Source organism: Pseudactinotalea sp. Z1748 (genome assembly GCF_049725185.1).
In the GTDB taxonomy this organism is placed as follows: Bacteria; Actinomycetota; Actinomycetes; order Actinomycetales; family Beutenbergiaceae; genus CALKWS01.
This window is the reverse complement of the sequence record NZ_JBMPQB010000001.1, coordinates 319,031-344,620: the sequence shown is the minus strand read 5'-3', so window position 1 is coordinate 344,620 and position 25,590 is coordinate 319,031. Positions and strand designations below refer to the sequence as shown.

22 protein-coding genes, 1 tRNA gene and 1 riboswitch are annotated in these 25,590 nt (G+C 69.1%); of the genes, 13 read left to right on the top strand and 10 right to left on the bottom strand.

The genetic code is table 11. The features are described from left to right. Positions 1 to 78 precede the first annotated feature (78 nt). A complete protein-coding gene (locus ACO0LU_RS01680; RefSeq protein WP_424789690.1) occupies positions 79 to 612 on the top strand; it encodes a DUF421 domain-containing protein in 534 nt (177 codons plus the stop codon). A gap of 120 nt (positions 613 to 732) precedes the next feature. Here the strand turns inward: ACO0LU_RS01680 and ACO0LU_RS01675 are convergent, their stop codons facing one another. After that, complete coding sequence (locus ACO0LU_RS01675; RefSeq protein WP_424789689.1) at positions 733 to 1,383, bottom strand: hypothetical protein; 651 nt, start codon at positions 1,381 to 1,383, stop codon at positions 733 to 735. Between the two features lie 171 nt (positions 1,384 to 1,554). Here ACO0LU_RS01675 and ACO0LU_RS01670 point away from each other — a divergent pair, with 171 nt between their 5' ends. The 4 genes from ACO0LU_RS01670 (at position 1,555) to ACO0LU_RS01655 (ending at position 5,819) form a co-directional block, all read left to right on the top strand. Continuing rightward, positions 1,555 to 3,150: a histidine kinase gene (locus ACO0LU_RS01670; protein ID WP_424789688.1), complete on the top strand. Its 1,596-nt coding sequence runs from the start codon at positions 1,555 to 1,557 to the stop codon at positions 3,148 to 3,150. Beyond that, positions 3,147 to 3,785: a response regulator gene (locus tag ACO0LU_RS01665; protein ID WP_424789687.1), complete on the top strand. Its 639-nt coding sequence runs from the start codon at positions 3,147 to 3,149 to the stop codon at positions 3,783 to 3,785. The genes ACO0LU_RS01670 and ACO0LU_RS01665 overlap by 4 nt, the downstream gene beginning before the upstream one ends. Positions 3,786 to 3,972: 187 nt before the next feature. Beyond that, a complete protein-coding gene (locus ACO0LU_RS01660) occupies positions 3,973 to 4,692 on the top strand; it encodes a response regulator (RefSeq protein ID WP_424789686.1) in 720 nt (239 codons plus the stop codon). After that, complete coding sequence (locus tag ACO0LU_RS01655) at positions 4,689 to 5,819, top strand: HAMP domain-containing sensor histidine kinase (protein ID WP_424789685.1); 1,131 nt, start codon at positions 4,689 to 4,691, stop codon at positions 5,817 to 5,819. The genes ACO0LU_RS01660 and ACO0LU_RS01655 overlap by 4 nt, the downstream gene beginning before the upstream one ends. A gap of 124 nt (positions 5,820 to 5,943) precedes the next feature. Here the strand turns inward: ACO0LU_RS01655 and ACO0LU_RS01650 are convergent, their stop codons facing one another. Continuing rightward, positions 5,944 to 6,786, bottom strand: coding sequence for a C40 family peptidase (locus ACO0LU_RS01650; RefSeq protein WP_424789684.1), 843 nt, complete (start codon positions 6,784 to 6,786; stop codon positions 5,944 to 5,946). Next, positions 6,787 to 6,935: riboswitch (cyclic di-AMP (ydaO/yuaA leader) on the bottom strand. 116 nt (positions 6,936 to 7,051) lie between these two features. Here ACO0LU_RS01650 and ACO0LU_RS01645 point away from each other — a divergent pair. The 3 genes from ACO0LU_RS01645 (at position 7,052) to ACO0LU_RS01635 (ending at position 9,350) form a co-directional block, all read left to right on the top strand. Beyond that, entirely contained in the window at positions 7,052 to 7,564 is a 513-nt protein-coding gene (locus ACO0LU_RS01645) for a four-helix bundle copper-binding protein (protein WP_424789683.1), read from the top strand. A 204-nt stretch (positions 7,565 to 7,768) separates the two neighbouring features. Continuing rightward, on the top strand, positions 7,769 to 8,218 hold the full coding sequence (locus tag ACO0LU_RS01640) for a CueP family metal-binding protein (RefSeq protein ID WP_424789682.1): 450 nt from the start codon (positions 7,769 to 7,771) through the stop codon (positions 8,216 to 8,218). 16 nt (positions 8,219 to 8,234) lie between these two features. Further along, a complete protein-coding gene (locus tag ACO0LU_RS01635; RefSeq protein WP_424789681.1) occupies positions 8,235 to 9,350 on the top strand; it encodes a heparan-alpha-glucosaminide N-acetyltransferase domain-containing protein in 1,116 nt (371 codons plus the stop codon). 252 nt (positions 9,351 to 9,602) lie between these two features. Here ACO0LU_RS01635 and ACO0LU_RS01630 read toward each other — a convergent pair whose 3' ends face one another. The 7 genes from ACO0LU_RS01630 to ACO0LU_RS01600 form a co-directional block, all read right to left on the bottom strand. Then, positions 9,603 to 11,924, bottom strand: a complete 2,322-nt coding sequence (locus tag ACO0LU_RS01630) for a heavy metal translocating P-type ATPase (protein WP_424789680.1) — start codon at positions 11,922 to 11,924, stop codon at positions 9,603 to 9,605. A gap of 340 nt (positions 11,925 to 12,264) precedes the next feature. Then, the gene (locus tag ACO0LU_RS01625; protein ID WP_424789679.1) at positions 12,265 to 13,743 is read right to left on the bottom strand and encodes a multicopper oxidase family protein; all 1,479 of its coding nucleotides are present in this window, start codon (positions 13,741 to 13,743) and stop codon (positions 12,265 to 12,267) included. A 3-nt stretch (positions 13,744 to 13,746) separates the two neighbouring features. After that, a complete protein-coding gene (locus ACO0LU_RS01620; RefSeq protein WP_424789678.1) occupies positions 13,747 to 14,004 on the bottom strand; it encodes an SHOCT domain-containing protein in 258 nt (85 codons plus the stop codon). A gap of 76 nt (positions 14,005 to 14,080) precedes the next feature. Next, on the bottom strand, positions 14,081 to 14,554 hold the full coding sequence (locus tag ACO0LU_RS01615; protein ID WP_424789677.1) for a DUF305 domain-containing protein: 474 nt from the start codon (positions 14,552 to 14,554) through the stop codon (positions 14,081 to 14,083). A 551-nt stretch (positions 14,555 to 15,105) separates the two neighbouring features. Then, a tRNA-Thr gene (locus ACO0LU_RS01610) sits at positions 15,106 to 15,178 on the bottom strand. 49 nt (positions 15,179 to 15,227) lie between these two features. Next, positions 15,228 to 15,995 carry a DsbA family protein gene (locus tag ACO0LU_RS01605; protein ID WP_424789676.1) on the bottom strand — a complete coding sequence of 256 codons (768 nt, stop codon included), beginning with the start codon at positions 15,993 to 15,995 and terminating at the stop codon, positions 15,228 to 15,230. Between the two features lie 183 nt (positions 15,996 to 16,178). Beyond that, complete coding sequence (locus ACO0LU_RS01600; protein WP_424789675.1) at positions 16,179 to 17,897, bottom strand: protein kinase domain-containing protein; 1,719 nt, start codon at positions 17,895 to 17,897, stop codon at positions 16,179 to 16,181. Between the two features lie 213 nt (positions 17,898 to 18,110). On the opposite strand from ACO0LU_RS01600, the gene ACO0LU_RS01595 reads away from it, so the two are divergent. The 5 genes from ACO0LU_RS01595 to cysK all read left to right on the top strand — a co-directional run bounded on the left by ACO0LU_RS01595 (position 18,111) and on the right by cysK (position 24,180). Continuing rightward, positions 18,111 to 19,580 carry an alpha,alpha-trehalose-phosphate synthase (UDP-forming) gene (locus tag ACO0LU_RS01595; protein WP_424789674.1) on the top strand — a complete coding sequence of 490 codons (1,470 nt, stop codon included), beginning with the start codon at positions 18,111 to 18,113 and terminating at the stop codon, positions 19,578 to 19,580. Then, complete coding sequence (gene otsB / locus ACO0LU_RS01590; RefSeq protein ID WP_424789673.1) at positions 19,577 to 20,443, top strand: trehalose-phosphatase; 867 nt, start codon at positions 19,577 to 19,579, stop codon at positions 20,441 to 20,443. Before ACO0LU_RS01595 ends, otsB begins: the two co-directional genes overlap by 4 nt. Before the next feature lie 142 nt (positions 20,444 to 20,585). Next, positions 20,586 to 21,710 (top strand): ABC transporter ATP-binding protein, encoded by a 1,125-nt coding sequence (locus ACO0LU_RS01585; protein ID WP_424789672.1) that lies wholly within the window; start codon positions 20,586 to 20,588, stop codon positions 21,708 to 21,710. 141 nt (positions 21,711 to 21,851) lie between these two features. Beyond that, complete coding sequence (locus ACO0LU_RS01580; protein ID WP_424789671.1) at positions 21,852 to 23,102, top strand: DUF4032 domain-containing protein; 1,251 nt, start codon at positions 21,852 to 21,854, stop codon at positions 23,100 to 23,102. Between the two features lie 136 nt (positions 23,103 to 23,238). Next, the gene (cysK, locus tag ACO0LU_RS01575) at positions 23,239 to 24,180 is read left to right on the top strand and encodes a cysteine synthase A (protein WP_424789670.1); all 942 of its coding nucleotides are present in this window, start codon (positions 23,239 to 23,241) and stop codon (positions 24,178 to 24,180) included. 78 nt (positions 24,181 to 24,258) lie between these two features. On the opposite strand, the gene ACO0LU_RS01570 is transcribed toward cysK, so the two are convergent. After that, entirely contained in the window at positions 24,259 to 25,560 is a 1,302-nt protein-coding gene (locus ACO0LU_RS01570; protein WP_424789669.1) for a hypothetical protein, read from the bottom strand. Positions 25,561 to 25,590: the final 30 nt, after the last annotated feature.

Below are 25,590 nucleotides of genomic sequence, written 5' to 3'. Positions count from 1 at the left end.
AGCACAAGCAGCCAGAGCCCCTGAGGTGCCGGTCATGCTCGGGAGGCCGCCTTGCCCACTGCATGACACGCTTCGGCAATGGACATCACACAGTTCTGGGACGGGTGGGACCCGATCCTGCACACCCTGATCACCGTCGGCGCCGGCTACCTGGCTCTGCTGCTCATGCTCCGGATCTCGGGGCCACGCACCATGTCCTCGATGACGCCCTTGGACTTCATCGTGGCGGTCACCCTCGGTTCGACGTTCGGGCGCGCAGTCACCGCCCCCGACGTTCCGCTGGCACAGATCGTGGTGGCCCTGGCGCTGTTGATCTTCCTGCAGTGGCTGTTGGCCTGGATCCGCGGCCGCTCATCCAACGCGCGCCGGGTGATCGACCCTCCTCCCGCGCTCCTCTTCTATCACGGCCAGTTCCAGCGCACGGCCATGCGCAAGCACCAACTGGTGGACGACGACGTGCACATCGCAGCGCGCAAGTCCGGCTTCGGGTCCCTCGAGAGTGTCGGCGCAGTGATCCTCCAGCAGGACGGCGATCTGGGAGTGATCGCCGCCGACCAGTTGGGTGATGCGTCCAGCGTGCTGCCCTTCACCGGCGAACCGGACAGGCACTGAGAACCGGGCAAGCACTGACTCGGCGCGATACCACTGCCATAGCCGGAGTCGGCGAACACGGTGCCCGCCGATCCCGTCCGTGGTTGTGCTCGCGACGTGGCTCGAACCGTCACAGCGGCCCTACGCGGGAGCGCGCACAGTTCCCGCGACAACCTCACCATCAGCCAAGGCCGGCCGGGGACGCGGCGTGAGCCCGATGAAGGCGAGGCCGAAACCGACCATGACCTCCGCATACGCCGGGTGCGCCCAGGGGCTCCCGACAGCAGCGAGGAGGATCACCAACAGGATCGCGGGCACGATGGCGACCAGGGTCATCGCTGCCGGCCGCAGTTCCCGGCGCCGAAGCAGAGCGAATCCGAGCATCACCCCACCGACGAACATGAGCAGGAAGTTGATACCGGCTAGCGCCCCGAGTGCACCGGAGTCCACAATCTCGCCCTGGACCATCGCCACGGCGGTGCTGCCCAGCATGCCCGCGGCGAGCGCGACCAGCGCGAGGCTGAGCACGACCCGCGCCACTCGGCGGAACCTGCTCCCTGCGTCGACCCGGTGACGGTGCAGGTGGAGAACAGCGGTGAATGCGAGATAGGCGAGGCCGTGCACGATGCCGGACAGCACAAAGAGCGGATTGAGGCCGAACTCGTCACTGGCGGCGCTGTACTGTCCGGTGAGCGCGAAGGTGGCCGCATCGTTCAGCGCGATGGCTGAGATTCCGGCAGCGCCGAGCAGGGCTAGGACGGTGGCCGTCCTCGCGGTGGCGGATGTGTTCATGGGAGTTTCTCCTTGATCTACGGGCTGCTGTGGAGCCCGTTGGCTCCACTCTTCCGACCGGTCCCCGAGGAAGCCTCACCCGAGGCGATGAGGTTGCCGCCCGCTAGGACGATCTGTTCTCGTCCATCCGGACGAGGCGTATTCGGTTGCGCCGGTGGCACACTGTGATGTATGCGTCCGCCGCGGCTGGCCGAGGTCGGTCTTGTGACCGCTGGGTTCACCGCGTCGGTGGTCCTCACCTGGGGCGATCCGTGGATCGACCTGTTCTTCGCGGGCGTACTCCTGTCGTCACTGCTGCTCCTTGCCCGCCATGTCGGGTCGGGCGTACTGCGTTCGCGGCAGGCCCGGCGTCACGAGCAAGACGTCGCCGCGATCGACAGGGACGAAGCGGTGCGGGACGCGGTCGAACAGGAACGTGGCAGGCTCTCCGCCGAGATCGACCGCTCGGTGCGCCGCTCGCTACTCGCCGTCGGCCGACTCGTCCCCCGCGCGGAGGCCGCTCTCGCCACGGGTGCCGATCCCCGTCCGGAACTCGTAGCGATCCAGGCCGAGTCCCGTGCCGCCATGGCGGAACTGCGCCGACAACTCGGACTCATCGGCTCCGGGAGCCGCGCGGTGGACGTTCTGCCCACTCCCCCGGTCGCCGAGGCGGTCCAGGGCAAAAGCGACCGGTTGAGGACCATCAACCGCAGCGACGTCATCCTCACCCTCACCGTTCTCGTGCTGAGCGTCACCGAGGCGCTCACCTACGCAGAGCCCGGCAGTGCGTGGTGGACCACCGGCATCATGGCGCTCACCGTGCTGCCTCGCCGGCTCATGCCGGTCGCCACCGTGCTGGCGGGGGCGGCAGTGCTTCTCCTCGGGGCCATGCTGGACGCGGCGGTCACAGACGGCTTCTCCTTCCCGATCATCGTCGGACTGCTGCTCTGGAGCGTTCTTGAGGTCCGACCCGGCATGGTCTCCATAGCATCGGCTGCGGGCCTCTACACCGCTGCGATCGGCAGCCGTTTCGCCCACGAACCCGAGAACGGACCCATCAACGTCCTCGTGCTCGGCATCGTCGCCGTCAGTGCCCTCATCGTCGGACACAGCCGCCGCGTCCGGGAACATGCCGACGAGGGCGCCGGGGCGCACGAGGCCGAACTCACCTCAGCCCGTGAGCGCGCCACCGAGAGGACGCGCCAGGCCATGGCTCGTGAACTCCATGACGTCGCTTCGCATGCCGTCAGCCTCGTCGCGGTCCAAGCCGGCGCGGCCGAACTCGCCTGGCCGCAGGACCCAGCCGCGACACGTGCGGGGGTGCAGGCAGTGGGCGAGACCGTCTCGACCGCCCTCGGCGAACTCGACGTCCAGTCATGGGGGACGGGTTCGGCACCCGCATGGGATGACATCGAGCGTATCGTGGCCCGCCTCCAGGGTGCCGGCCTCGACATCCGGCTCACTGCCTCCGGACGCCCACCAGACGTACTGCTGCCGGTTGTGCACCGCCTCGTCCAGGAAGCCCTGACCAACGTGCTCAAGCACGCGGACGGGGCCATCGCATACGTCACCATCGGCAGCGACGAGCAGTGCACGCATCTGGAGGTGACCGACGACGGGCCGGGCCGGACGGTTGCACAAGCAGGGTTCGGGCTGGCCGGGCTCGAGGACCGCGTCACCGCCGTCGGAGGTCGGCTGCTCGTCGGACCGGGGGATGGAGGCGGTTTCGCGTTGCGGGCCGTTCTGCCCCATGAGCCGACACAACTGCGCGGCAGGGCCCGGCCGTGACGATCCGTGTCCTGCTCGCCGACGACCACGCCATGATGCGTGCAGGTTTGGCTGGCGTGCTCGGCTCCGATCCCGGGATCGAGATCGTCGGGGAGGCGCAGGACGGCGCCGCGGCCGTCTCCCAGGCCCGGCGGTTACATCCGGACGTGGTGCTCATGGACATCGAGATGCCGGGGATCGACGGGGTGACCGCCATCGGGCGCCTGGCCACGGCGGCTCCCGCAGCCCGCTGCCTCGTGCTGACCACGTTTGACGTCGATGAGTACGTGCTCGGTGCGCTGCGGGCGGGAGCCGCCGGCTTCCTCCTGAAGACCACACCGCCTCGGGATCTCATCCAGGGGGTCAAGGACTGCGCCGCAGGGGGATCGGCGCTCGGACCCACCGTGGTGCGGCGCCTCGTTGCGTCCTATGTAGGTGCAGCGCGCGAGCCGGTTCCCGGGCTGGAGTTGCTCACCGAACGCGAACGCGAGGTGCTCGGAGTCATGGCGCGCGGGCTGAGCAACGCCGAGATCGGCGCCGAACTGCACCTCACGGAGAACACCGTGCGCACCCACGTCGCCCACATTCTCGGCAAACTGGGGGTGCGGGACAGGGTCCAGGCGGTGATCCTCGCCCACCGCGCCGGGATCGCCTGAGGGGATCGGCCTACGGTTCTCCTGCGCGAGCGGTCCGGGGGAACCAGCGTGAGTATCGGAATGCCCGCGATCACCCTCGTCGTCGGCGCCATTGGTCGGCTTCGCACGTCAGGGCGCCGAACAGTCCTGGGGTCGCACACGTTCCGCGGCAGCGCACGTAACGGTCATCTTGGTTCACTATGGAGCCATGACCTCCCTTGCTCATTCGGACGTGAACCTGCCCCGCGTTCTGGTCGTCGATGACGAAGCCCCCTTGGCGCGATTGGTCGCGAACTATCTTGAGCGCGAAGGCTTCGAGGTCCAAACCTGCGCTGACGGAGACGACGCCGTGCAGCGTGCGCGACAGTGGCGACCTGGGGTGGTGGTGCTGGACCTTGGCCTGCCTGGTCTCGATGGGATCGAGGTCTGCCGGAGCGTGCGCACCTTCTCTGACTGCTACATCATCATGCTCACCGCCCGCGTGGAGGAGGTCGACAAACTCAACGGCCTCTCGGTGGGCGCCGATGACTATGTGACCAAGCCGTTCAGCCCACGTGAGCTCGTTGCACGCGTGCGGGCAATGCTGCGTCGTCCGCGGCAGAACCCACCTGGCCACCATGGCGCAGAGGCGTCGTTCGGGCCATTGTCCGTTGACGCTCTGGGCCGGGAAGTGTCCCTCGACGGCGAAACTGTCCAACTGACGCGCACCGAGTTCGACGTACTCGCAGCGCTGGCGGCGCGCCCGCACATGGTCTTCACCCGGCGCCAACTCATCGAGACGGTGTGGGGACCCAATTGGGTGGGTGATGACAACCTCGTCGATGTCCATATCGGGCATCTGCGACGCAAACTCGGCGACAAGGCATCTGCGCCGAGGTTCATCCGGACCGTACGTGGAGTTGGCTACCGAATGGGGACCGGGTCATGAACAAGCGGCAGCCAAAGCGGTGGGGACTGGGCGCTCGGCTCCTGGCAGCGATCGTCGCGGTCCTCTTGGTGGCCGCCGGGACAGCGTGGGCTGTCGCTTCGGTGATCGGGCCGATGATCTTCCACGATCACATGCTCATGGCCGAGCCCGTTGACTCCGAGGTCGTGGCTCACGCAAGGCAAGCCTTCACCGCGGCATGGACCCTGTCCCTCTCCGTGGCGCTACTCGTCGCTCTCCTGTCGTCAGTGCTCGTGAGCATTGTCGTCACTCGACGCATCACCAGGGCGTTGGAAAGGGTCCGACAAGCAGCAGTGCAGGTCGCAAGCGGTGACTACAACGTCCATGTGCCAGCGGTCCACATGGGCGCGCAGTTCGATGACCTCGCCGCCGCGTTCAACACCATGGCCACTGACCTAGGACATATTGAAAAGACCCGCACCCGCATGCTGGGCGACCTGGCCCATGAACTGCGCACCCCGGTGGCGACCCTGGATGGCTACCTCGAAGGGATCGTCGACGGTGTCGTACCTGCCGATGAACCGACGATGGGCATGCTGCGTGAGCCGGTCGCACGCCTTGCCCGGCTGGCCCAGGACATAACGCTCGTGACAACCGCCAGCGAGGGCCGCTTGGAAATGCGGTGGCAGCCGCTGCGGGTCGGTGACCTACTTCAGGACGCCGCAACACAGGCAAGCGTCAAGTCCGCGGACAAGGGCATTGATCTGACGATCGAGGCCACGGAGTCGGAACGCCAGACGGTCATCACCGCGGACCCTGACCGGCTCGGGCAGGTCCTGACCAACCTGCTGGACAACGCCGTGCGGCACACCCCAAAGGGAGGTCAAGTCCAATTGGGTGCCAAGCGGAGTGGATCGCGACTGCGGTTGTGGGTCCAGGACAACGGCGGTGGGATAGCCGCCGAGCACCTGCCCCACCTGTTCGAGCGCTTCTACCGTGCTGATGCGGCTCGTGACCGCGCGCACGGAGGGTCAGGGATCGGGCTTGCCATCAGCCGCTCCATCGTCCAGGCCCACGGTGGCAGCATGAAAGCGGCCAGCGCCGGGCTTGGCCACGGCGCCGTCTTCACCATCGAACTGCCCTTGGGGCGGCAGCATTCGCAGGCCTGAGACCGCCTCCACCGGCGGTCTTCGGCAGTGGCCGCGTTGGAAAGGGTGTGCTCTCATCCAGCCACCGCACGAGCATCGGCCCGCCCTGGGCCGGACGGGCCGATGCAGCAACTGAGATATGCGGTCAGAGCACGCGGATGAACGTGGGGTTGTTATGGAAGATCGGGCCCTCGTACAGGGCGGTGCCGGGGTTTCGGGCGGCGATGTTGTCGCCGTTGCCGGTGTAGATACCCACATGGCCGGGCCACGCCACCAGATCGCCGGGCTGGGCTTCGGCTGCCGAGACTATGCGTCCGGCGCCCGCCTGGGCACCGGACGTCCGAGGCAGGCTTACCCCGAATTGGGCGAAGACGTAGGCGGTGAAGCCCGAGCAATCAAAGCCCGCCGGGGTAGAGCCACCCCACACATACGGGGTGCCCACGTAGCGGCGGGCGACGTCCACGACCGCAGAACCGGAGGCAGAGGCAGTGCTCGCGGTCTGCTCGCTGGATTCGCCGGAGGAGGAATCCTCGGTCTGCTGCTCCTGCTGTTGAGCCGGCTGCTCGGTGCGCTGACCGGTGCGGGAGGCCGGAGCGGCACGCTGGGTGGGGCGCTCCGGCGCAGTAATGGCTGGCGGTGGGGGTGGGGGTGGGGGTGGGGGTGGAGCTTCGGAGGAGACCTCAGCGATGGCGACGTGCCAGTCGATGTCCTCATCGACAGTGACGGTTGGTGAGGTGACCACCTTATCGATGTCGACGTCGGCGTCGAGCACCACGTTGGCCAGGGCGCCGGCCCCGAAACTCGAACTCGACACCTGGGGGACGGCCGCAGCGCTGGAGGCGCCCATCGTGAGCACCAATCCGGAGGAGGCGAAGACGGCCAGCGTCCGTCTGCCGGTGGTCCCAGTGACTGAGTCAGCGAAAACGGTCAGTGGGGTGGAGGGGCGGCACGCCGCGCGGTGTCGGGCGCCGGTTGTTGGTTCAGTCAATTCGGTTCTCCAGTTCGCCTACGAGGTCAGTTGTCGGGTTCGGATTGGAGACTTACCCGGTCTGCCTGGCTCCCCAGGCGGGACTTCACCCCTAGGTGCTCGCGCACCGACGGCTGGGTCCCCCGCCCCTGCCACGGCGTTGATCGGTGACCACGGTGCGGTGGCAGGGTTCGGCGTCCGCTTGTGGGCTTCCCGCACGGCGGGGGCAAGAGTGACAGTACATACCGCAAACCCTCGGATCACGGTTAGATCACGGCATTACCGAATGCTTCATCAAACCTTCATCGTCATCCCCCGCCGCGGCGACTGCATGCCCGCCGCTCCTGTCGTAGCGTCGGGAGACAAGGCTGTGATGGCTATCGAGATAGAGGCGACAATGAGAACCAGAGAGATGATGGATACCCACCCCGCCCAGGTCAGTCTCGACCGGGATCTTCTGGCCCGCACGGTAGATGCCCTAGTGGCCTGTTCTCAGGCGTGCACCGCCTGCGCAGACGCGTGCCTGAGCGAGGAGATGGTCTCCGAGTTGCGCACCTGCATACGTCTCAACCTTGACTGCGCCGACATCTGCGGCGCCACGGCCCGCATGCTGTCCCGACACACCGGGTCTCATGCCGACCGCACCCGTGCCCAGTTGCAGGCCTGTTCTCAAGTTTGCAGATCCTGCGGCGATGAATGCAGGCGTCACGCAGAGGCCCACGACCACTGCCGCATCGGCGCAGAGGCGTGCCGGGCCTGCGATGAGGCTGGCAACGAACTCCTCGCCGCCATCAGTTGACAGGTCTACCCACGCTCGCGCCGACCCAGACCTTGCCGCCTGCGCTGCAGAAGGCACCTTGATTCGAGACGAAAGCCCAGAATCTCGGGCGCAATGGTTGCCTGGATGACCCGTTTGGTCGAATCCTTGAACACATTCGGGCGACGATGACCTGTCGTACCAGCAAAAAAATGGCGGCGGGGCCCAATAGGACGGTGGAAGAACATGAAGAGAATGGCGGCGATCCTTGGGGCGCTGGTGCTGATCCTCGCCGGCTGCTCCTCGTCGGATCCGGCCTCCGAGCCCACCGCCGGAGGTGATGAAGCCGCGTTCCTCGCCACCCATGACCTGGCCGGCATGGAGGTCGCAGAGATGATCGACCACCTGGACCGGCTCGGTGGAAAGGAACGCCCCACCGATGACATTGCCTCCATCCGGCCCGATGAACTGGTGCTCTCCGACGGGCAGCAGGAACTAGCCGCACAGATGCCCGAGGACCTCTTCTACCTATCCGTGGCCCCCTACGTGAGCCGGACTCACGAGTGCTTCTACCACAGCCTGACCACCTGCCAGGGTGAACTCATCGACCAGGACCTCCAGGTACGCACGGGTACAGCCGCGTTCTCCACCACTGACGAGGTCGCCACCTGCCTCACCACTCTCCAACTGATATAGGTCGCGGTTACAACCTGTGCCAATCTCGGAGCAGCAGGACGGCGCACCGGTGCGCGCGGCGCACGCGGCTAGCGACCCCGGGCATGCCGCCGCACCCCATAGCCGGGTCATCGGACTGGACGCGGCGCGGGCGCTGGCCATCCTGGGCATGCTCGCGGTCAACGTCGGTCCGCTCTATGACGATGGCATCGCCGGGCTTGTCATGCGGCTGCCGCACGGGCGGGCTTCATTGTTGTTCGTGCTGCTGGCCGGGATCGGGTACTCGTTCCTGACCCGCCGGGCCCGCGACGGTGCCGCGCTACCCTGGGGGCAGGTGTTGTGGCGGACGGTTCTGCTGAGCCTGATTGGGCTGAGCACTCAGTTGGCGGGTCATGGCTCCAAGGTAATCCTGACCACCTATGCGGTGCTGTTTCTCGTGGGACTGGTGGTGGTGCGGGCCCCCTCATGGCTGCTGCTGACCGCCTCGATCGCGGCAACTGCCGCTGGACCACTGGTGTGGCTGGGTGCCCAACTCAGAACCGGTGAGGTCTTCGACCGGGAGCCTGCCACGCTACTGGATGCGCCCGGGCAGATCGTGGCCTCGACATTCCTGACCGGGCCGTACCCGGTGATCACCTGGCTCGGGCCGTTCCTGTTCGGGATGTGGCTGGGCAGGTTGCGCCTGCAAGACCGGTGCGTCCAGATACGGTTGACTGTGGCCGGAGTGGTGCTGACCCTGCTTGCGGAACTCGGCTCCCGGGCGGTGGAGGCGTTCCTGGGGCGGCCGGATGGGGAGCCCGGTGTGGACTGGTTCCTTTCGGCGGCCGCACACTCGCAGATGCCGTTGTGGCTGATCCGGGGCAGTGCCTCGGCCGTGGCGGTGCTGGGCCTGACACTACTGGTGTTGCCCTACCTGGGCCGCTTCGGTTGGCCGCTGGTGGCCACGGGTCAGTTGGCGCTGACCGTGTATGTGGTGCACCTGTTCGGCATCGCGGAGGTAGTGCGTCCCGGCCCGGGGACCGCACCGGCGGGCCTGGTCACCACGGCGGTGATGGCACTGGTGCTGATAGGCGCAGCGGTGGGCTGGCGGCACTTCTTCTCCCGCGGCCCGCTGGAAGCATTGTTGCGGGTGCGGCTGCGCCGACGGCGATGAACTCGCCACCCGGCCGACGACGTTGAGCCGATAGGACAACCGCTCCAGGGTCGCCTCGGCGGGGAAGTCGTCCAGCAGCACGGACCAGCAGGTGGGCCGGGCCGTCAGCGCCTGCGGCGCTCCGGCGCCCAGTGGCCGGCGCCGACGCGGATACGTGGATTTTCAGCCAGGCGGACTACAGCGCGGGTTGCACCCTCGTTGGCGGGCCGTAGGGCAGCAGGATCGCCCGGTGCATGGCACACCCTGGCCGCGTCAGTGACGGTGCGCCCCAACCACGTCCTCGCGATCCCCAGTAGCCCGTGAGCCGTCGGCGGAAGGGACCCGAGGTGCGCCGTGCGCCGCGGCGGTGCTGGTCTCGGGGCTGAGGTCCAGGCGGCGCAACAGTTGGGCGTTGAGCGCAACGACAATGGTCGACAGGGACATGAGGATCGCGCCGACCGACATGGGTAGGACGAACCCGACCGGGGCCAGCACACCTGCGGCCAGGGGCACGGCCGCGATGTTGTAGCCGGCAGCCCACCACAGGTTCTGCTTCATCTTCCGGTACCCGGCACGGGAGAGCTGGATGACCGACAGCACCGACCGGGGGTCGTCAGACGCCAGGATGACGCCGGCGGAGGCGATCGCCACGTCGGTGCCCGCACCGATCGCGATCCCGACGTCTGCCTGAGCCAGCGCCGGGGCGTCGTTGACGCCGTCCCCGACCATGGCGACGATACGGCCCTCCTGCTGCAGTTGGGCGACCTTCTCACTCTTGTCCTCCGGGCGCACCTGGGCGAAGACCTGGTCGATGCCCAGTTCGGCGCCCACAGCCCGGGCCACCGGCTCGGCGTCACCGGTGATCATGACGACCCGGATGCCCAACTGGTGCAGGGCATCGATCGCGTGCCGTGACTCCTCGCGGACCTCATCGGCCAGGGCGAGCGCACCGGCCACCTGGCCGTCGACGAGAACGTGCAGGACGGTGGCACCGGACCGTGCCCACGACGCTGTCGCGGCCAGCGGCTCGGCGCCGTACTGGGAGAGCAGCGCAGGCCCGCCGACCTGGACCTCGCGGCCCTCGACGGTGGCGCGTACCCCCACGGCCGTCGCAGCCCGAAAGTTGGCGGCCGAGGGAACCTGCAGCCCGCGGTCTCGGACCGCGGCGAGAACTGCGCGGGCAAGCGGGTGCTCACTCTCGGCCTCGGCAGCCGCCGCCAGGCGCAGCAGTTCCTCCACCTCATACGCTCCGGTGCTCGTGACGTCGGTGAGGGCCGGCTCGCCCTTGGTCAGGGTGCCGGTCTTGTCGAAGAGCACGGTGTCGACCACGCGCATCCGCTCCAGGGCGCCGCGGTCCTTGACCAGGACGCCGCCGCGGGCAGCGCGTTCGGTGGAGATGGACACGACGAGTGGGATCGCCAGGCCCAGAGCGTGGGGGCAGGCGATGACCAGGACGGTGATCGCCCGGACCAGTGCGCTGTCCGGAACCCCGAAGGACACCCACACAACGGCGGTGATTGCGGCGGCGATGAGCGCGTACCAGAACAGCCACCCGGCGGCCTTGTCCGCGAGGAGCTGGGCGCGGCTGGTGGAGGCTTGCGCCTCGGCCACGAGCCGCTGGATGCCGGCAAGGGCGGTGTCCTCCCCCACGGCCGACACTCGAACCCGTAAGGCGTTGTCGGTCGCGACGGTGCCAGCCACGACGTGGTCTCCCACGGTGCGCAGCACCGGCCGCGACTCACCGGTGATCATCGACTCATCGACGTCCGCACCGCCGTCCACGACCTCACCATCGGCCGGCACTCGCCCGCCCGGGCGGACGACTACCACGTCACCGAGTCGCAACTCGGCGGGGGAGACCGTGATGACCTGGTCCCCTTCCACCCGTTCGGCCTCGTCGGGCAGCAGCGCGGCCAGGGAGTCAAGCGCGGAGGACGTCTGCGCCAGGGAGCGCATCTCCAGCCAGTGTCCGAGCAGCATGATGACGACGAGCAGCGCCAACTCCCACCAGAAGTCCAATTCGTGGGTGAACAACCCCAGGCTGGCCCCCAGGGACGCGACGAAGGCGACGGTGATCGCCATCCCGATGAGCAGCATCATCCCCGGTCTGCGGGTGCGCAGCTCACCGATCGCGCCAGTGAGGAAGGGGCGCCCACCCCACAGGTAGATCACCGTACCCAGCACCGGGGAGACCGCCTCCACACCCGGCAGGTCGGGCAGCGCGTAGCCAAGCAGGTCGGCGAACATCCCGTTGAGCAGCACCGTGGGCACCGCCAGGGCCAGCATGATCCAGAACAGGCGACGGAACATGGCCACGTGGTCGCCATGACCGCCGTGCCCCCCGTGACCGGCGTGCGTGTCGTGCCCGCTGTCGTGGCCGGCGTGAGCAGCGTGCCCGTGGTCCGCGGCCGAGTCGTGCCCCGCAGCGGTCAGCGGGTCGGTGACACCCCCGCCCTCAGTGGGCAACGCCTGCCCGTGCGTGGCCTCATGCCCGGCCGCGGCACCGTAGGCCGAGTCGTGGTCGGCGTGCGCGGTGTGCTCCTGGCCCTCGCGTGGCCGGGGCCCTGCGTGGTCGTGACTCGGTGGCGTACCCATGACAACCCCTCATTCGATCGCTCCATATACCCCTGGAGGGTATCTCATCAGCAGTAAGGCAGGCGAGAAGTTTTCCATTCCCGATCTGACCGCAACGGACAGGGATCTTCATTAGTTCTTCATGGTGGCGTGGACCCTCGAGCGCTACTCGGCCGAGGGACGCGGGCTGATTCTGCGGCACCGGCCGCCCATGGCGCCGCTGGCTGCCGGTGCTCTCCGGGTCCGCCGCGGGCGCTCCTGGCGTTCACCTTCGCCGTCCTGCGGATGTGGGCGGTCACGAATTCTGGGTGATGTTCGTCGGCTCGACGGAATGGGCCATGCGCTTGTGTGGCCGTCGGGCTCAGCGGGTGTCGACCACTGCCATCATCCCGGCATCCTCGTGGTCGAGGATGTGGCAGTGGTACACGCTGCGACCCGGGTGGTGGGTGAAGTCCACCAGCGTCCGGACCCGGCCGTTGGCGGGGACGTTGACGACATCCCGCCAGGTCGGTTCTGACACCGGTTCGCCGTTGGTCTCGATGAGTTGCATGGGCCACACATGCAGATGGAAGGGATGATCCATCGGCGTGGGATTGGTGATGGTCCACTCCTCCACCGACCCGGCGGCGACCTGCTGGTCGACCCGGTCGGCGTCGAAGGGGCGTCCGTCGAAGCCCAGGTCCATCATCCCCCTGCGGCCGGGACCCATCATCCCCCCGCTCATGTTCATGGTGAAGGCGATCTCCCGTCGCTCATCGAGCGGGCGGTTGCGCAGGTCGGGGTCCGCAGGTCGTTCGGGCACCCGCCCCACCGCGGCGGCCTCGTCCCCGGAGACCGCCAGGGTGGCCAGGGCGGCGGGGCCTGACAGGTCCCTACCGCCCATCATCATGCCCATCGCGCCGCGGTCGTATCCGAGCGAGCGCAACTCGCTGGTACCCCCGCGGGTGGTCACCAGCAGATCCGCGCGGTTGCCCGGAGCAAGCAGCACCTGCTCGACCTCCCGGGCGGCGGGCTCGTGGCCGCTGTCGATGCCCAGCAACGCAAGATCCTGCCCGGGCAGGGCCAGGTGCAGGTAGCGGGATGTGCACGCGTTGACCACTCGCCAGCGTTCCCGTTCTCCCGGACGGGCGGTGAGTTCTGGCCGGACCTGACCGTTGATCAGAACAAGGTCCCCCTCTCGGCCCATCATCACCTGCGCTGCCGACGCCGACGCGAGTTCGCCGTCGCCATCCATCGCGATGTCCGAGACGACGAGGACTCGCTCCCGGCTGACCGGCACCTCATCGCCCTCGACGAGCAGGGCACCGTACAGACCGCCGAAGACCTGGTCGGCCACCGTGCCGTGGCGGTGAGGGTGGTACCAGAACACCCCGGTCGGGTGGTCCTCGGGCAGGTCGAAACGGTACTCGAAACTCTGCCCCGGATCGACACTGACGAAGGGGTTGTCCCCGTTGTCCCGCGGGGACACCACGAGGCCGTGGGTGTGCAGGTTGGTCGGCGTCTCGAGTTCGTTGCGCAGGAGCACCTCGATGCGGTCCCCGGGACGCACCCGCCAGGTCTGCCCCGGAACAGTGCCGTTGTAGGTCAGCACCCGGGCAGGCCTGCCGGCAATGGTTGTCTCCCGTGGGGTCGCGACAAGTTCCACGCGCAGGAGCCCGTCCCGGCTGCGCACCACCTCGGGCTCGGTCAACGTCTCGGATCCGCGCGCCGCTGTGCGCAACGGGGCCGGCTGGGCGGCCCAGGGGAGGCCGGTGCGGGACAGCCCCACCCCGCCTACGACCACCCCCAGGGCCCCTAGCGCCCCCAGCCGGAGCGCCACCCGGCGGGTGATCGGTTCCACCGCTCAGTCCTCGGAGCCCTCGAGGCGCCGGCGCCGCTCGTCGTACTCCGTGGAGTCGATCTCTCCCCTGGCGTACCGCTCATCGAGGACCTCCAGCGCGCGGCCACCCCGCATCGGCGGCGGGTTGCGCTGCTCACCGCGCTCACCCCCGGAGAGGAGCCGGACCAGCACCACCGCCAGCACCGCGACACCGAGCACAAGCAGGACGAGGAACAGCCAGCCCCAGCCCATGCCCCACGAACCCATGTCATGCCAACCCATACCATCTCCTTGTAGCCGGTTCTGCCACCGGAGGCCTACGTTGCCGGGCTCAACTCCCGGCCCTCCTGCGCACCCCTCAAAGCGTCTCCAACAACTGCTCCATCTCCGCGATCTCACGCTCCTGGTCATCGACGATCTTCTGGCCCAGGTCCAGTGCCTGCGGGTTCTCCCCGCCCTGGAGTTCCTCCTGTGCCATGTCCACCGCGCCGCGGTGGTGAGCGATCATCAGTTCCAGGAACCGCCGGTCGAACTCGGCGCCGGACAGCGATTCCAACTCGGCCATGGCCTCCTCCTGGCTCATGCCCTCCATCTCCATGCCGCCGTGGTCCATGCCCTCCATGCCGCCCGTCGGGGAGGTCTCCTCCCCCCATGCCTCCAACCAGGACGTCATCTCGTCGATCTCCGGGCCCTGCGCGGAGGAGATCCGCTCCGCCAGGGAGCGCACCTCCTCGCTGTCAGCCTTCTCCAGGGCCAGGTCAGCCATCTCGATGGCGCCCTCGTGGTGCACGATCATCATCTGCGCGAACATCGTGTCCGCGTCGTTATGCACGCCCTCAACCTCAGTCGGCGATGGGCTGTCAGTCGTCTCCTCCGCAGCGGAACCCGGGGCCGGCTCATCGGGTGTGGTCCGTTCTCCGTCACCGCACGCGGCAAGGGCGAGGGCCATGGCAACCGCGCCGGCGACGAGTCGCGTCCTGGGTATCACGAACGGTCTCCCTCTGCTGGAGTTGGCTAGCGGGCAAGAAGGTCCCAGGCGGCTCTGGTCAACTCATCGCGTGGGGCTAAGGAAGGATAATCACGCCCGTCCCGGCGACAGCAAGCCCAGCAGCGGCCACGCGGGATTCTTCATCGACTCTTCATCGCCCGGTGCGGGGAGGCGGGGGCGGGGGCTCGTGGGACAGCGGGCCTGCAAGCCCAGAGCAGGGTCAGTTGCGAACCAGAAGGGCCCAGGGGTCCCCCGGTTGCGAGCCGCTCGCCGTGGAGGGACGTGACCTCCCAGATGCGGCTGAAGAACTCGGCGTTGATGAAGTAGGTAGACGCCCAGTTTCCGCCCACTCGCATACAGGGCGAGTGCGTCCATGCAGGTCAGAGGGTTAAGAGAGCCACCTGTCGGACTCGAACCGACGACCGTCCGCTTACAAGGCGGGTGCTCTACCAACTGAGCTAAGGTGGCGGGTTCCTGCGGCTCCGGACCGCAGGCGCACCAGTGAGTCTGCCAGGTGCTACGCCTGGGAGCGGATGAACTCCGGGAGTTCCCCGGGGTTCAGCCAGTTCTGGCCCTCCTGCTCGGCGTCGATCTCGGTGCCGTCGACGAAGATCGTGGGTGTGCCCATCGCACCGTCCCGTCGGCCCTGGTCGCTGGCCACCTGCACCCACTCGGTGAAGGTGCCGTCGGTGATCGTGTTGGCCACGTCCTCGGGCACACCCACGCTGAGGGCGACCTCGATGATCTGCTCGTCGGAGGCACCCGGCTCCAGGGTTGCGAACATCTGCTCGTTGAAGTCGACCAGGTGCTCCGGTGACCGATCGGCCACCGCGGCCATCGCCGCACCGGCCCGCACGGAGTACTCATTCAGATAGGCCACCGGGTGGTAGATCGCGGTCACTTCACCCGCGTCGGTCATCTCGGCGATGTCGGCGCCGTTGACCTCCTCGAACCGCTCGCACCACACGCAGGAGTAATCCAGGTAGATCTGCACCTCGACGGCGTCCTCGTTCGGACTGCCAACTCCCTCGGCACCGACCACGAAGCCACCGCGGTCGTTCGCACCGGCGGGGACCTCGCCCTCGAAGTCGCTGAACAGGGTGCGCTGGGAGGACTGCCAGATGATCAGCCCGGCCACCGCAATCAGCACGACGATCACCGCGGCGATCACACCGATGATGATGCGTTGCTTGCGCTCCTGCGCCTGGGCCTGGTTCCGCAGTATCTCCGCCTGGGCGCGCGCCGCCTCGCGGCGTGCGGTCTTGTCCATGCTCTTCGAAGCCAACGCGGGAGTTCCTTTCCGACAGCAGGCACTACAACGGGTAGCCCTTCGCGCTCAGGATACGTGCTGGCCCGACGTCGCTACAGGCACCGGTGCTGTGGCACTGGCCACTCGGCACCGGCCGCGGCGCTCACCGTGCACGTGATAGCGGGCAGGTCAGCGTGCGGGCACTCCGAACGTGGATACTCAGAAGGTGGGCACCGCGGGCGCCGGTGCCGGGTCCCAGACGACCTCGGCCCCGAAGCCCGCCACCGCCAGCAGCATCACCAATCCCACCAGGACGCCGGCCCCGGCCCAGATCCGGGCCACGCGGGCCGAGGGAGCCAGCACCGCCAGCACGTGCCGGGCACCGGTGCGGGCACTGGTGCTCGAGGGGATCCACCACAGCAGCAGGGTCAGCGCAGCCATCGCCAGGGCCACCACACCGGTGTGCGGGAGCCGGGAGGCGCCCAATCCCCAGATCACCACCGCCGCCAGGGCACCGACCATCAGGCCCGGGACCGTCAGCAGAGTCCCGGAGAGCAGATACCAGGGACTACCGGCGATCACCCGGGCGGAATCGGAGCGACGCCGCCCGTAGTGCATCCGCCGTTCCCGCAGCGCTTCGGCGCCGACCCCGATCGCCCCGGTCAGGGCCATCACCACTGCCAGGCCGATCAGGGTCCAGGCGGGCCGGAGCGCGCCCAGACCCACAACCGCCAGGAACCAGGCCCCCAGCACCGCCGGGCGGGTCCGCGGGCGTCGCGCCCAGGCCGGCATCGGCGCCGGGGCCTGCTCCTGCGGGTGCTGCCAGCCCTCCGGCCCGGCAGGGGCGGGGTGCACCGGTTGCACCGGCCGGCGGGTGGGTGCCGGTGTGACCGGTGCCTGCTGCCATTGCTGCTCCCCGGGCGCGTGCTGTGCCGGTGGCTGTGCCTGGCTCTGGGGGGGATACCCCGCGGCCGGGCCTGGGCCCTGCACCCCAGCGGTGCCCGCACCCGCGGCGCCGGCCGGCCAGGCACTCCGGCGATGCGGGGGGAAGGCCGGCGGCGCCGGGGGGCGTTGCGGCGCGGCCACCGTGGGGTGCTCGGCGATCACCACGGTGGGAGTGTGGCCGAGCGCGAACTCTCCCAGCGCCTTGCGGACCTCCCGAGGGTCGAGGCGGTGCTGCGGATCGGGGTGCAGCGCCGCCCGTAGCACCGGCGCCAGCGGCTCGGGTACACCGTCCAGGTCCGGGCGCCCGGTCTCCACTCTGCCCAGCACCGCGGCCAGCGGCCCCTTGCCGAACGGGGCACGGCCGGTGAGGGCGAACAGCAGAATCGCGGCCCAGCCCCACCAGTCCCCGGTGATGCCCGGGGCGGATCCGCGCATCACGGCGGGGTCCACATACCCCGGGGTACCGGTGACCAGCCCGGTCTGGGTCAGGCGCGAATCATCGGCCAACTGGGAGATGCCGAAGTCGATCACCACCGGTCCGGCGTCGGTGAGCATCACGTTGCCGGGTTTGAGGTCCCGGTGCACCACCCCGGCACCATGGATGGCGGCCAGTGCATCGGCCAATCCGTCAGCCAGATCGGCCACCTCGACCTCATCGAGCGGACCGTGCTCACGCACCGAGTCGTCCAGGGACTGCCCCTCGACCAACTCGGTGACGATGAAGGCCTCGGCGGAGTCGGACTCGGCGTCCAGCACCCGCGCCACGTGCGGGCCGCGGACCCGGTGCAGGGTGGCGATCTCACGGCGCAGCCGCGCCCTGGCGGCCGGGTCCGCGCTGATGCCCGGATGCAGCAGTTTCAGCGCCACCACCCGGTTGTCCCCGTCCAGCGCCTCATACACGGTGCCCATCCCGCCCGAGCCGAGCACGCTGCGCAGCCGGTAACCGCCCACCTCCCTGGGCACCGGCTGCGTGGTATCGGGGCTCGACGACATACGCCTCAAGGTACCCGCAGCAACCCGATCGGACGGTGTCCGGCGCCCCGTCCCGCGCCGAGTACAGCCGCCGTCGGGCGGCCGGCCCGGCACGCCGTGTTCGCGATGACCGGCAACCGGGGCTGAGGGCCGCGTGCACCCCGATCGGCACCTGGATAGGCTGAGCGGGGCCGGTACTGGGCATCCCGAACAAGTGAAACTCGATGGAGTGGCATGGCGAAGAACAGGTCAGCATCAGGTTCGGCCGGGCGGCGCCATGACTTCGTGGTGGTCGCCAACCGGCTCCCGGTCGATGCCGCCGTGGATGAGCACGGGACGTTGCAGTGGACCCGCTCCCCCGGCGGGCTGGTGACCGCTTTGGCGCCACTGATGCGCTCCGGTGACGGCGCCTGGGTGGGCTGGCCGGGCAGCACTGAGGGTGACCTGGACCCGTTCCAGGCCGACGGCATCCACCTGCGGCCGGTGCCCCTGACGCAGCAGGAGGTCGCCGACTACTACGAAGGCTTCTCCAACGCCACCCTGTGGCCGCTGTACCACGACGTGATCGTGCCCCCGGAGTACCACCGGCACTGGTGGAACGCCTATCGCAAAGTCAACGAACGCTTCGCCACCGAGGCTGCCGATGCCGCCGACGACGGTGCCGAGGTGTGGGTGCAGGACTACCAACTTCAGCTGGTCCCGGCGATGCTGCGCAGGCTGCGACCGGACCTGCGCATCGGCTTCTTCAACCACATCCCCTTCCCACCGGTGGAACTGTTCGGCCAGATGCCGTGGCGGTCGGCAGTGATCGAGGGCTTGCTCGGAGCGGACCTGGTGGGCTTCCAGCGCGGTGGGGATGCCGCGAACTTCCTGCGCGCGGTGCGCCGCTTCACTACCCACAGCACCCGGGGCAACGAGATCGCCCTCGACCCGGGCACCCAGGCCGACGACGCCGAGGACACCGAGCGCCGACAGGTCCGCGCCGCCACGTTCCCGATCTCCATCGATGCCGCTCACTTCGACGAGGTGGCTCGCAGTGAGGCGGTGCTGGAGCGAGCCGCCCAGATCCGCAGGGAATTGGGCGATCCGCGCACGGTGCTGCTCGGCGTGGACCGCCTGGACTACACCAAGGGGATCCGGCACCGGTTCAAGGCCTTCGGGGAGCTGTTGGACGAGGGCAAGATCACCGTCCCCGGAACGGCGCTGGTGCAGGTGGCCAGCCCCAGCCGGGAGCGGGTGGAGCAGTACCAGGCGCTGCGCCACCAGATCGAGGAGTCCGTGGGGCACATCAACGGCCAGCACGGCTCCCTGGCGGGGGCGGCGATCTACTACATGCACCATTCCTACCCGATGGAGGAGATGGCCGCGCTGTACCTGGCGGCCGACGTGATGCTGGTGACGTCCCTGCGCGACGGGATGAACCTGGTGGCCAAGGAGTACGTCGCCGCCCGCCACGACCTCGGCGGAGTGCTGGTGCTCAGCGAGTTCGCCGGTGCGGCCGGCGACCTGCCCCAGGCGCTGCTGATCAACCCGCATGACATCGAGGGCACCAAGGCCACGATCATGCGCGCCATCGACATGCCCGAGCGGGACCGACGGCGACGGATGCGCACCCTGCGCAAGAGGGTGATGGACAACGACGTGCGCCTCTGGGCGCAGTCGTTCCTGTCCACGCTCCAGGCCCTCACCTACGATCGCCGATGACCGCCCCACACCCCCCGGACGCGGGCAACGATTCCGCCACGTCAGCGGCGGCCCCCACCCCCTCCTCCGAGTTGGACGAGCACCTGGCCACCTTCGCCCGGGCCGAGCACATCCTGGTGGCCCTGGACTTCGACGGCGTGCTGGCACCGCTGGTCCCCGATCCCAGCCGGTCCCGGCCGATCCCGCGCGCCGCGGAGGCGCTGGTACGCCTGTCCGAGGCCGACGGCGTCCAGCTCGCCCTGGTCTCCGGCCGGCCGGCGGCCGACCTGGCAGGGCTGGCCACGCCACCGGCGGGCACCTGGCTGGTCGGTAGCCACGGCGCCCAGACCGGGCAGGTGGAACCGGACGGCACCGTGCAGATGCTGCCGTTCGAACTGGAGCCCAGCGCGCGCGAATTGCTGACCAGGGTCACCGACGCCCTGGAGCGCATCGCCGCCGAACCCGAGTTCGACGGCGCCTGGGTGGAGCGCAAGCCCGCCTCCGCCGCGCTGCACACGCGCCCCGTGGCCGATGCCGAGGCGGCCCGGCGGGCCCTGGCGTTCGCCCTGGCCGGGCCGGGCAGCTGGCCGGGCACGTACGCCCAGCCGGGTAATCAGGTGGTGGAGATCCCGGTGGTGCACGCCACCAAGGGAGAGGCGGTGGCCACCCTGCGCCACCGGCTGCGCGTCGAACGCGACGGCGAGGATGTCGCCGTCCTGTTCGCCGGCGACGACGTCACCGATGAGACGGCCCTGGCCATCCTGGGCGAGGGCGACCTGGGCGTGAAGGTGGGCACTGCCGAGTCCGTGGCCACCGTGCGGGTGGCCGATGAGGAAGCCATGGCCGCGCTCCTGCACGCACTGGTGGACCTGCGCGAGCAGTGAGATGCCTCACGCAACAAAGAACGTGACGTGTGGCACAATGGCTCTCGGCCGGTGTTCCTCACCGGCTGTGTCAGCGGAGACACTCTGACACTCTTCACAACGGATCGTCCGGCACGTACCTGCCGGTGAAGGGAAAGACATCATGGCAACGGTCACTTTCGACCACGCGAGCCGGACCTACCCGGGCACCGAGCGTCCCGCGGTGGACGCACTCAACCTGGAGATCGCCGACGGCGAGTTCCTCGTCCTCGTAGGCCCCTCCGGTTGCGGTAAGTCCACCTCGCTGCGGATGCTCGCAGGCCTGGAGGACGTCAACTCCGGCCGCATCCTGATCGGTGACCGCGACGTCACCGACGTTCAGCCCAAGGACCGGGACATCGCGATGGTGTTCCAGAACTACGCGCTGTACCCGCACATGTCGGTGGCCGACAACATGGGCTTCGCCCTGAAGATCGCCGGCAACCCCAAGTCCGAGATCCGTGAGCGGGTGGAGAACGCCGCCAAGATCCTGGACCTGAGCGAGTACCTGGACCGTAAACCGAAGGCCCTCTCCGGTGGTCAGCGTCAGCGTGTGGCGATGGGCCGCGCGATCGTGCGCAACCCGCAGGTGTTCCTCATGGACGAGCCGCTGTCCAACCTGGACGCCAAACTGCGCGTGTCCACCCGCACCCAGATCGCCTCGCTGCAGCGCCGTCTGGGGGTCACCACCGTGTACGTGACCCACGACCAGACCGAGGCGCTGACCATGGGTGACCGCATCGCGGTGCTCGACCACGGTGTGCTCCAGCAGGTCGGGACCCCACGGGAGATGTACGACGTCCCGGCGAACGTGTTCGTGGCCGGCTTCATCGGTTCCCCGGCGATGAACCTGGGCACCTTCGACGTCGCCGACGGCAAGGCCCACCTGGGCAACACCCACATCCCGCTGACCCGCTCCACGATGGACGCGCTCACCGAGGACGACAAGGGTGAGATCACCCTCGGATTCCGTCCCGAGTCGCTGGACCTGAGCACCGAGGCTGACGAGGGCGCCTTCCCGGTCGACGTGAACGTGGTGGAGGAGCTCGGCTCCGACGCCTTCGTCTACGGCCAACTGGGCGACAAGGAGGTAGCCGAGCACGTCACCTCCGGTGCCGGTGAGGCCCAACTCATCGTGCGCACCGACCCCCGCAGGGTCCCGATGAAGGGCGACCGGATCTACGTCCGGATCCGCGAGGGTGAGTCGCACATGTTCTCCTCCGCCAGCGGTGAGCGTCTGCCGGTCTGAGCACACCGATGAACGCGCACTGAACAGGCGCAGGAACGGGGCGGGATCCTACCGGGATCCCGCCCCGTTTCGCATGTGCCGGCAGCGCCGGCTGCGCCCCCGGGTTCCCGGCCACCGCGCGGGGCTGCCAGAATCGTCCTCATGTCGACCTCGTTGCAGATCACCGCGGCCGCACCGGACCCCGCCCTGCTGGACCTGCCCTGGCACGTGCCGCTGGAGGACTGGCCGGCCGAGACGATCGCGGCGCTGCCCCGCGGCATCTCCCGGCACATCGTGCGGTTCGTGAGAATGTCCGGCCGCGTCATCGCGATCAAGGAGATCGGGGAGTCGGTCGCCTACCGCGAGTACCAGTTGCTGCGGGACCTGAACCGCCTCGACGTGCCCTCGGTACGCCCGGTCGGGGTGATCACCGGTCGGCACAGTCCCGATGGGGAGGCGCTGAACTCCGCCCTGGTCACCGAGCACCTGCGGTTTTCCCTGCCCTACCGCGCTCTGTTCAGCCGGCACCTGGCCCCCGAGACCGCCACCCGGCTCATCGACGCCCTGGCCGTGCTGCTGGTGCGGCTGCACCTGACCGGCTTCTACTGGGGTGATGTGTCCCTGTCCAACACCCTGTTCCGGCGCGACGCCGGAGAGTTCGCCGCCTACCTCGTCGACGCCGAGACGGGGGAACTGCACGGCGAACTCACCCGCGGCCAGCGAGAGTACGACCTGGAGATCGCCCGGGTGAACATCATCGGGGAACTGATGGACCTGGACGCCGGGGACCTGCTGATGGAGGAGGTGGACACCGTCGCCATCGGTGCGATGCTCGTGGAGCGCTACCAGGACCTGTGGTCGACGCTGACCGACCTGGAGGAGTTCGGCACCGCCGATCGCTGGCGGGTCGCGGACCGGATCCGGCGGCTGAACGCCCTGGGATACGACGTGGGCGAGTTGCAGATCACCACCGACATCGACGGCACCTCGGTACAGATCCAGCCCAAGGTGGTCGACGCCGGCCACCACCACCGGCGCCTGATGCGCCTGACCGGTCTGGACGTGCAGGAGAACCAGGCCCGCCGGCTGCTCAACGACATGGACACCTACCGGGCGGCCACCGACCGGCTCGGCGACGACGAGGAGTACGTGGCCCACGACTGGCTCACCGAGGTATTCGAGCCGACCGTGCGGGCGGTGCCCCGGGATCTCAGCCGGAAGCTCGAGCCGGCCGAGATCTTCCACGAGATGCTCGAGCACCGCTGGTTCATGGCCCAGGCGCGCGGCCAGGACGTGCCGCTACCGGAGGTGGTCACCTCCTACATCGAGAGCGTGCTGCGCCACCGTCCCGATGAGGACGCGGTGCTCGGCGGACCGCCCACCGACACCATCGCCCGGGTCAGCGACGAGTGACACCGCAGACCGGCCGCGGACTGACACGGCACACCGGCGCCGCCCAGGATCCGGACGCAGCGCCGTCGTCGGCCCTTCCGGGTCCGCCGGTACCGTACGCTCCGCAGGCACCCTGACACCTCTTCTTGGAGCATCGATGGCACGCATCTACCGCGACCTGACCGAACTGGTCGGACACACCCCGCTGGTGCGGGTGGGCGCCCTGAGCGCCCAGCCCCTGCACGCCCGGGTCCTGGTCAAGCTGGAGTCGCAGAACCCCGGTTTCAGCATCAAGGACCGCACCGCGCTGGCGATCGTGCGCGCCGCGGAGGCCGATGGGCGCCTCCGCCCGGGCGGCACCATCCTGGAGGCCACCAGCGGCAACACCGGGATCGCCTTCGCCTGGATCGGCGCCGTGCTCGGCTACCGGGTGGTCATCGTGATGCCCGACGACGTGTCCGGTGAACGTGCGGCGCTGCTGCGGGCGCTGGGTGCTGAGGTGATCTTCACCCCCGGCACCGAGGGGATGGCCGGGGCCAACCAGCACGCGAACGCCATGGTGCAGGCCGATCCGGACCTGTTCCTGTCCGGGCAGGGCGGGAACCCGGCGAACCCGCACGTGCATGAGACCAGCACCGGGCCGGAGATCTGGGCCGACACCGACGGGCAGGTGGACGTGCTGGTGGCCACCACCGGGACCGGTGGGACGATCAGCGGAGCCGGGCGGTACCTGCGCACGAAGAACCCCAAGGTGCAGTTGTTCGGGGTGGAACCGGCCGAGGCGGCGGTGTTGAACGGCCAGGAGTGGCATCCGCACAAGATCCAGGGCATCACCGGCGGCAACGGCGTCCCGCCCGTCACCGACCTGGACCTGCTCGACGGCGTGCTGCGGGTCCCCCAGGATGAGGCGATCGAGGTGGCCCGCACCGCGTTTCGCACCGAGGGCCTGATCGTGGGCGTCTCCTCCGGCGCCGCCCTGCACGCCGCGATGCAACTGGCCCGGCGCGAGGAGTACGCCGGGCGCACGATCGTGGCGATCCTGCCCGACACCGGCGAGCGCTACATCTCCTCGGAACTGTTCGACCACGTGCGCGAGTAGCGCCGGGCCGGTGGCCGTGGGCTTCTGCGGCTGCCGCTGGGCACCCGCAGGTGCGCCTCCAGGACGGGCGGGTGCGCCTCAGGCTCGGGTGCGCCACCGCCTCAGCCACGGCAGCGCAGCCAAGCCCAGGTTCGCCGCAGCGGCGGTGCCCAGCACACCGGCCAACAGACCCCACCACTTACCCCCAGGGGCGCCGGAGGCGTTGCGGCTCAGGGCCTTGCGCAACGCGAACAGCGCACCGGCCAGTTGCACCAACCCGGCCACCGGGGTGGTCCAGGCCAGGGTGGGGTGCTCGTCGGGGTCGGCGATCCGGTAGGCGGCCTCGGAGGCCTCGGCGGCGTGGCGACGCATCTGCTCCACGTTCGCCCGGGCCTGTTCCCGGGCCTGCTCGCGGGCGTCGTCGGCCACTTCGCGCATCTGCTCCACGTGCGCCCTGGCCTCGTCCGCTGCCTCGTCCATGGCGCGGCGCACCGCGTCCGCCACCGTCATCGGATCCAGTTCGACCGCGCCGGGCACCTCGGCCGCCGGGATCTGGTCGTGCAGGAACCGCGTCACCACCTCCGGCAGCCCGAGGCTGGGGACGATGCCGATCAGGCCCTGCGCACCGTCGGCCACGAGCGCCTCGGTGAGCGCGTCGGTATCGGCCTCCGGCACGGCAGCGCGCAGGCTCCGCACCAGCGCATCGGGGCCGAGTTTGTCGCGCACGAACGGCTGCACCACCTCGGCGGCCTCGGTGGGCACCACCGTGACGGTGGCGTCCCAGGAGTGCAGGTGCGCTTCGCCGGGTTCGGACAGCACGCTGATCGAGGGGAAGGAGGACCCCTTCTCCAGCACCACCACCGGCAGGTGCTCATCGCGCCACTGTAGGGAGGTCAGCGCCGGGCCGTCCGGAACGAGGACCACCTGGTACTCGCCCGACTCCAGCACCCACAGCACCGTGTTGGCCTTGGTGGCCAGATCGTGCAGGTCTCGCGTGGAGGCTCGGGTGAGCACCACCGCACGTTCGGGCAGCCGGGTGGAGGCCAGGTCGATCTCGGACCCGAACGGGTCGAAGTCCTCATCGTCCTCTGTCTTGGCGCCGACGCCCTCGACCACGATCTCCTCGAAGACCACCAGTGCCTGGCACTCGGTGGCCAGGGCCTCGGCCAGATCGGACAGGTGCGGTCCGGGCACGATCTCAGTACGGCCGGCCGAGAGCACCGCCACCCGGCGCTCCTCATCCACGGCCACCGCCACGGCGACCGAGAACGGGGCGTCCGGGTCGGACTCGATCAGCCCGATCACCTGGGCACCGTCCAGGAATCCCTCGGCACGTGCGGCGTGCGGCGTCGCGGTGCTGACCAGCCCGGCGCACCGCCGCCACCCTGTTGAACTGCTCATGGCACGAGCCTACCTACCCGACCTGTACCG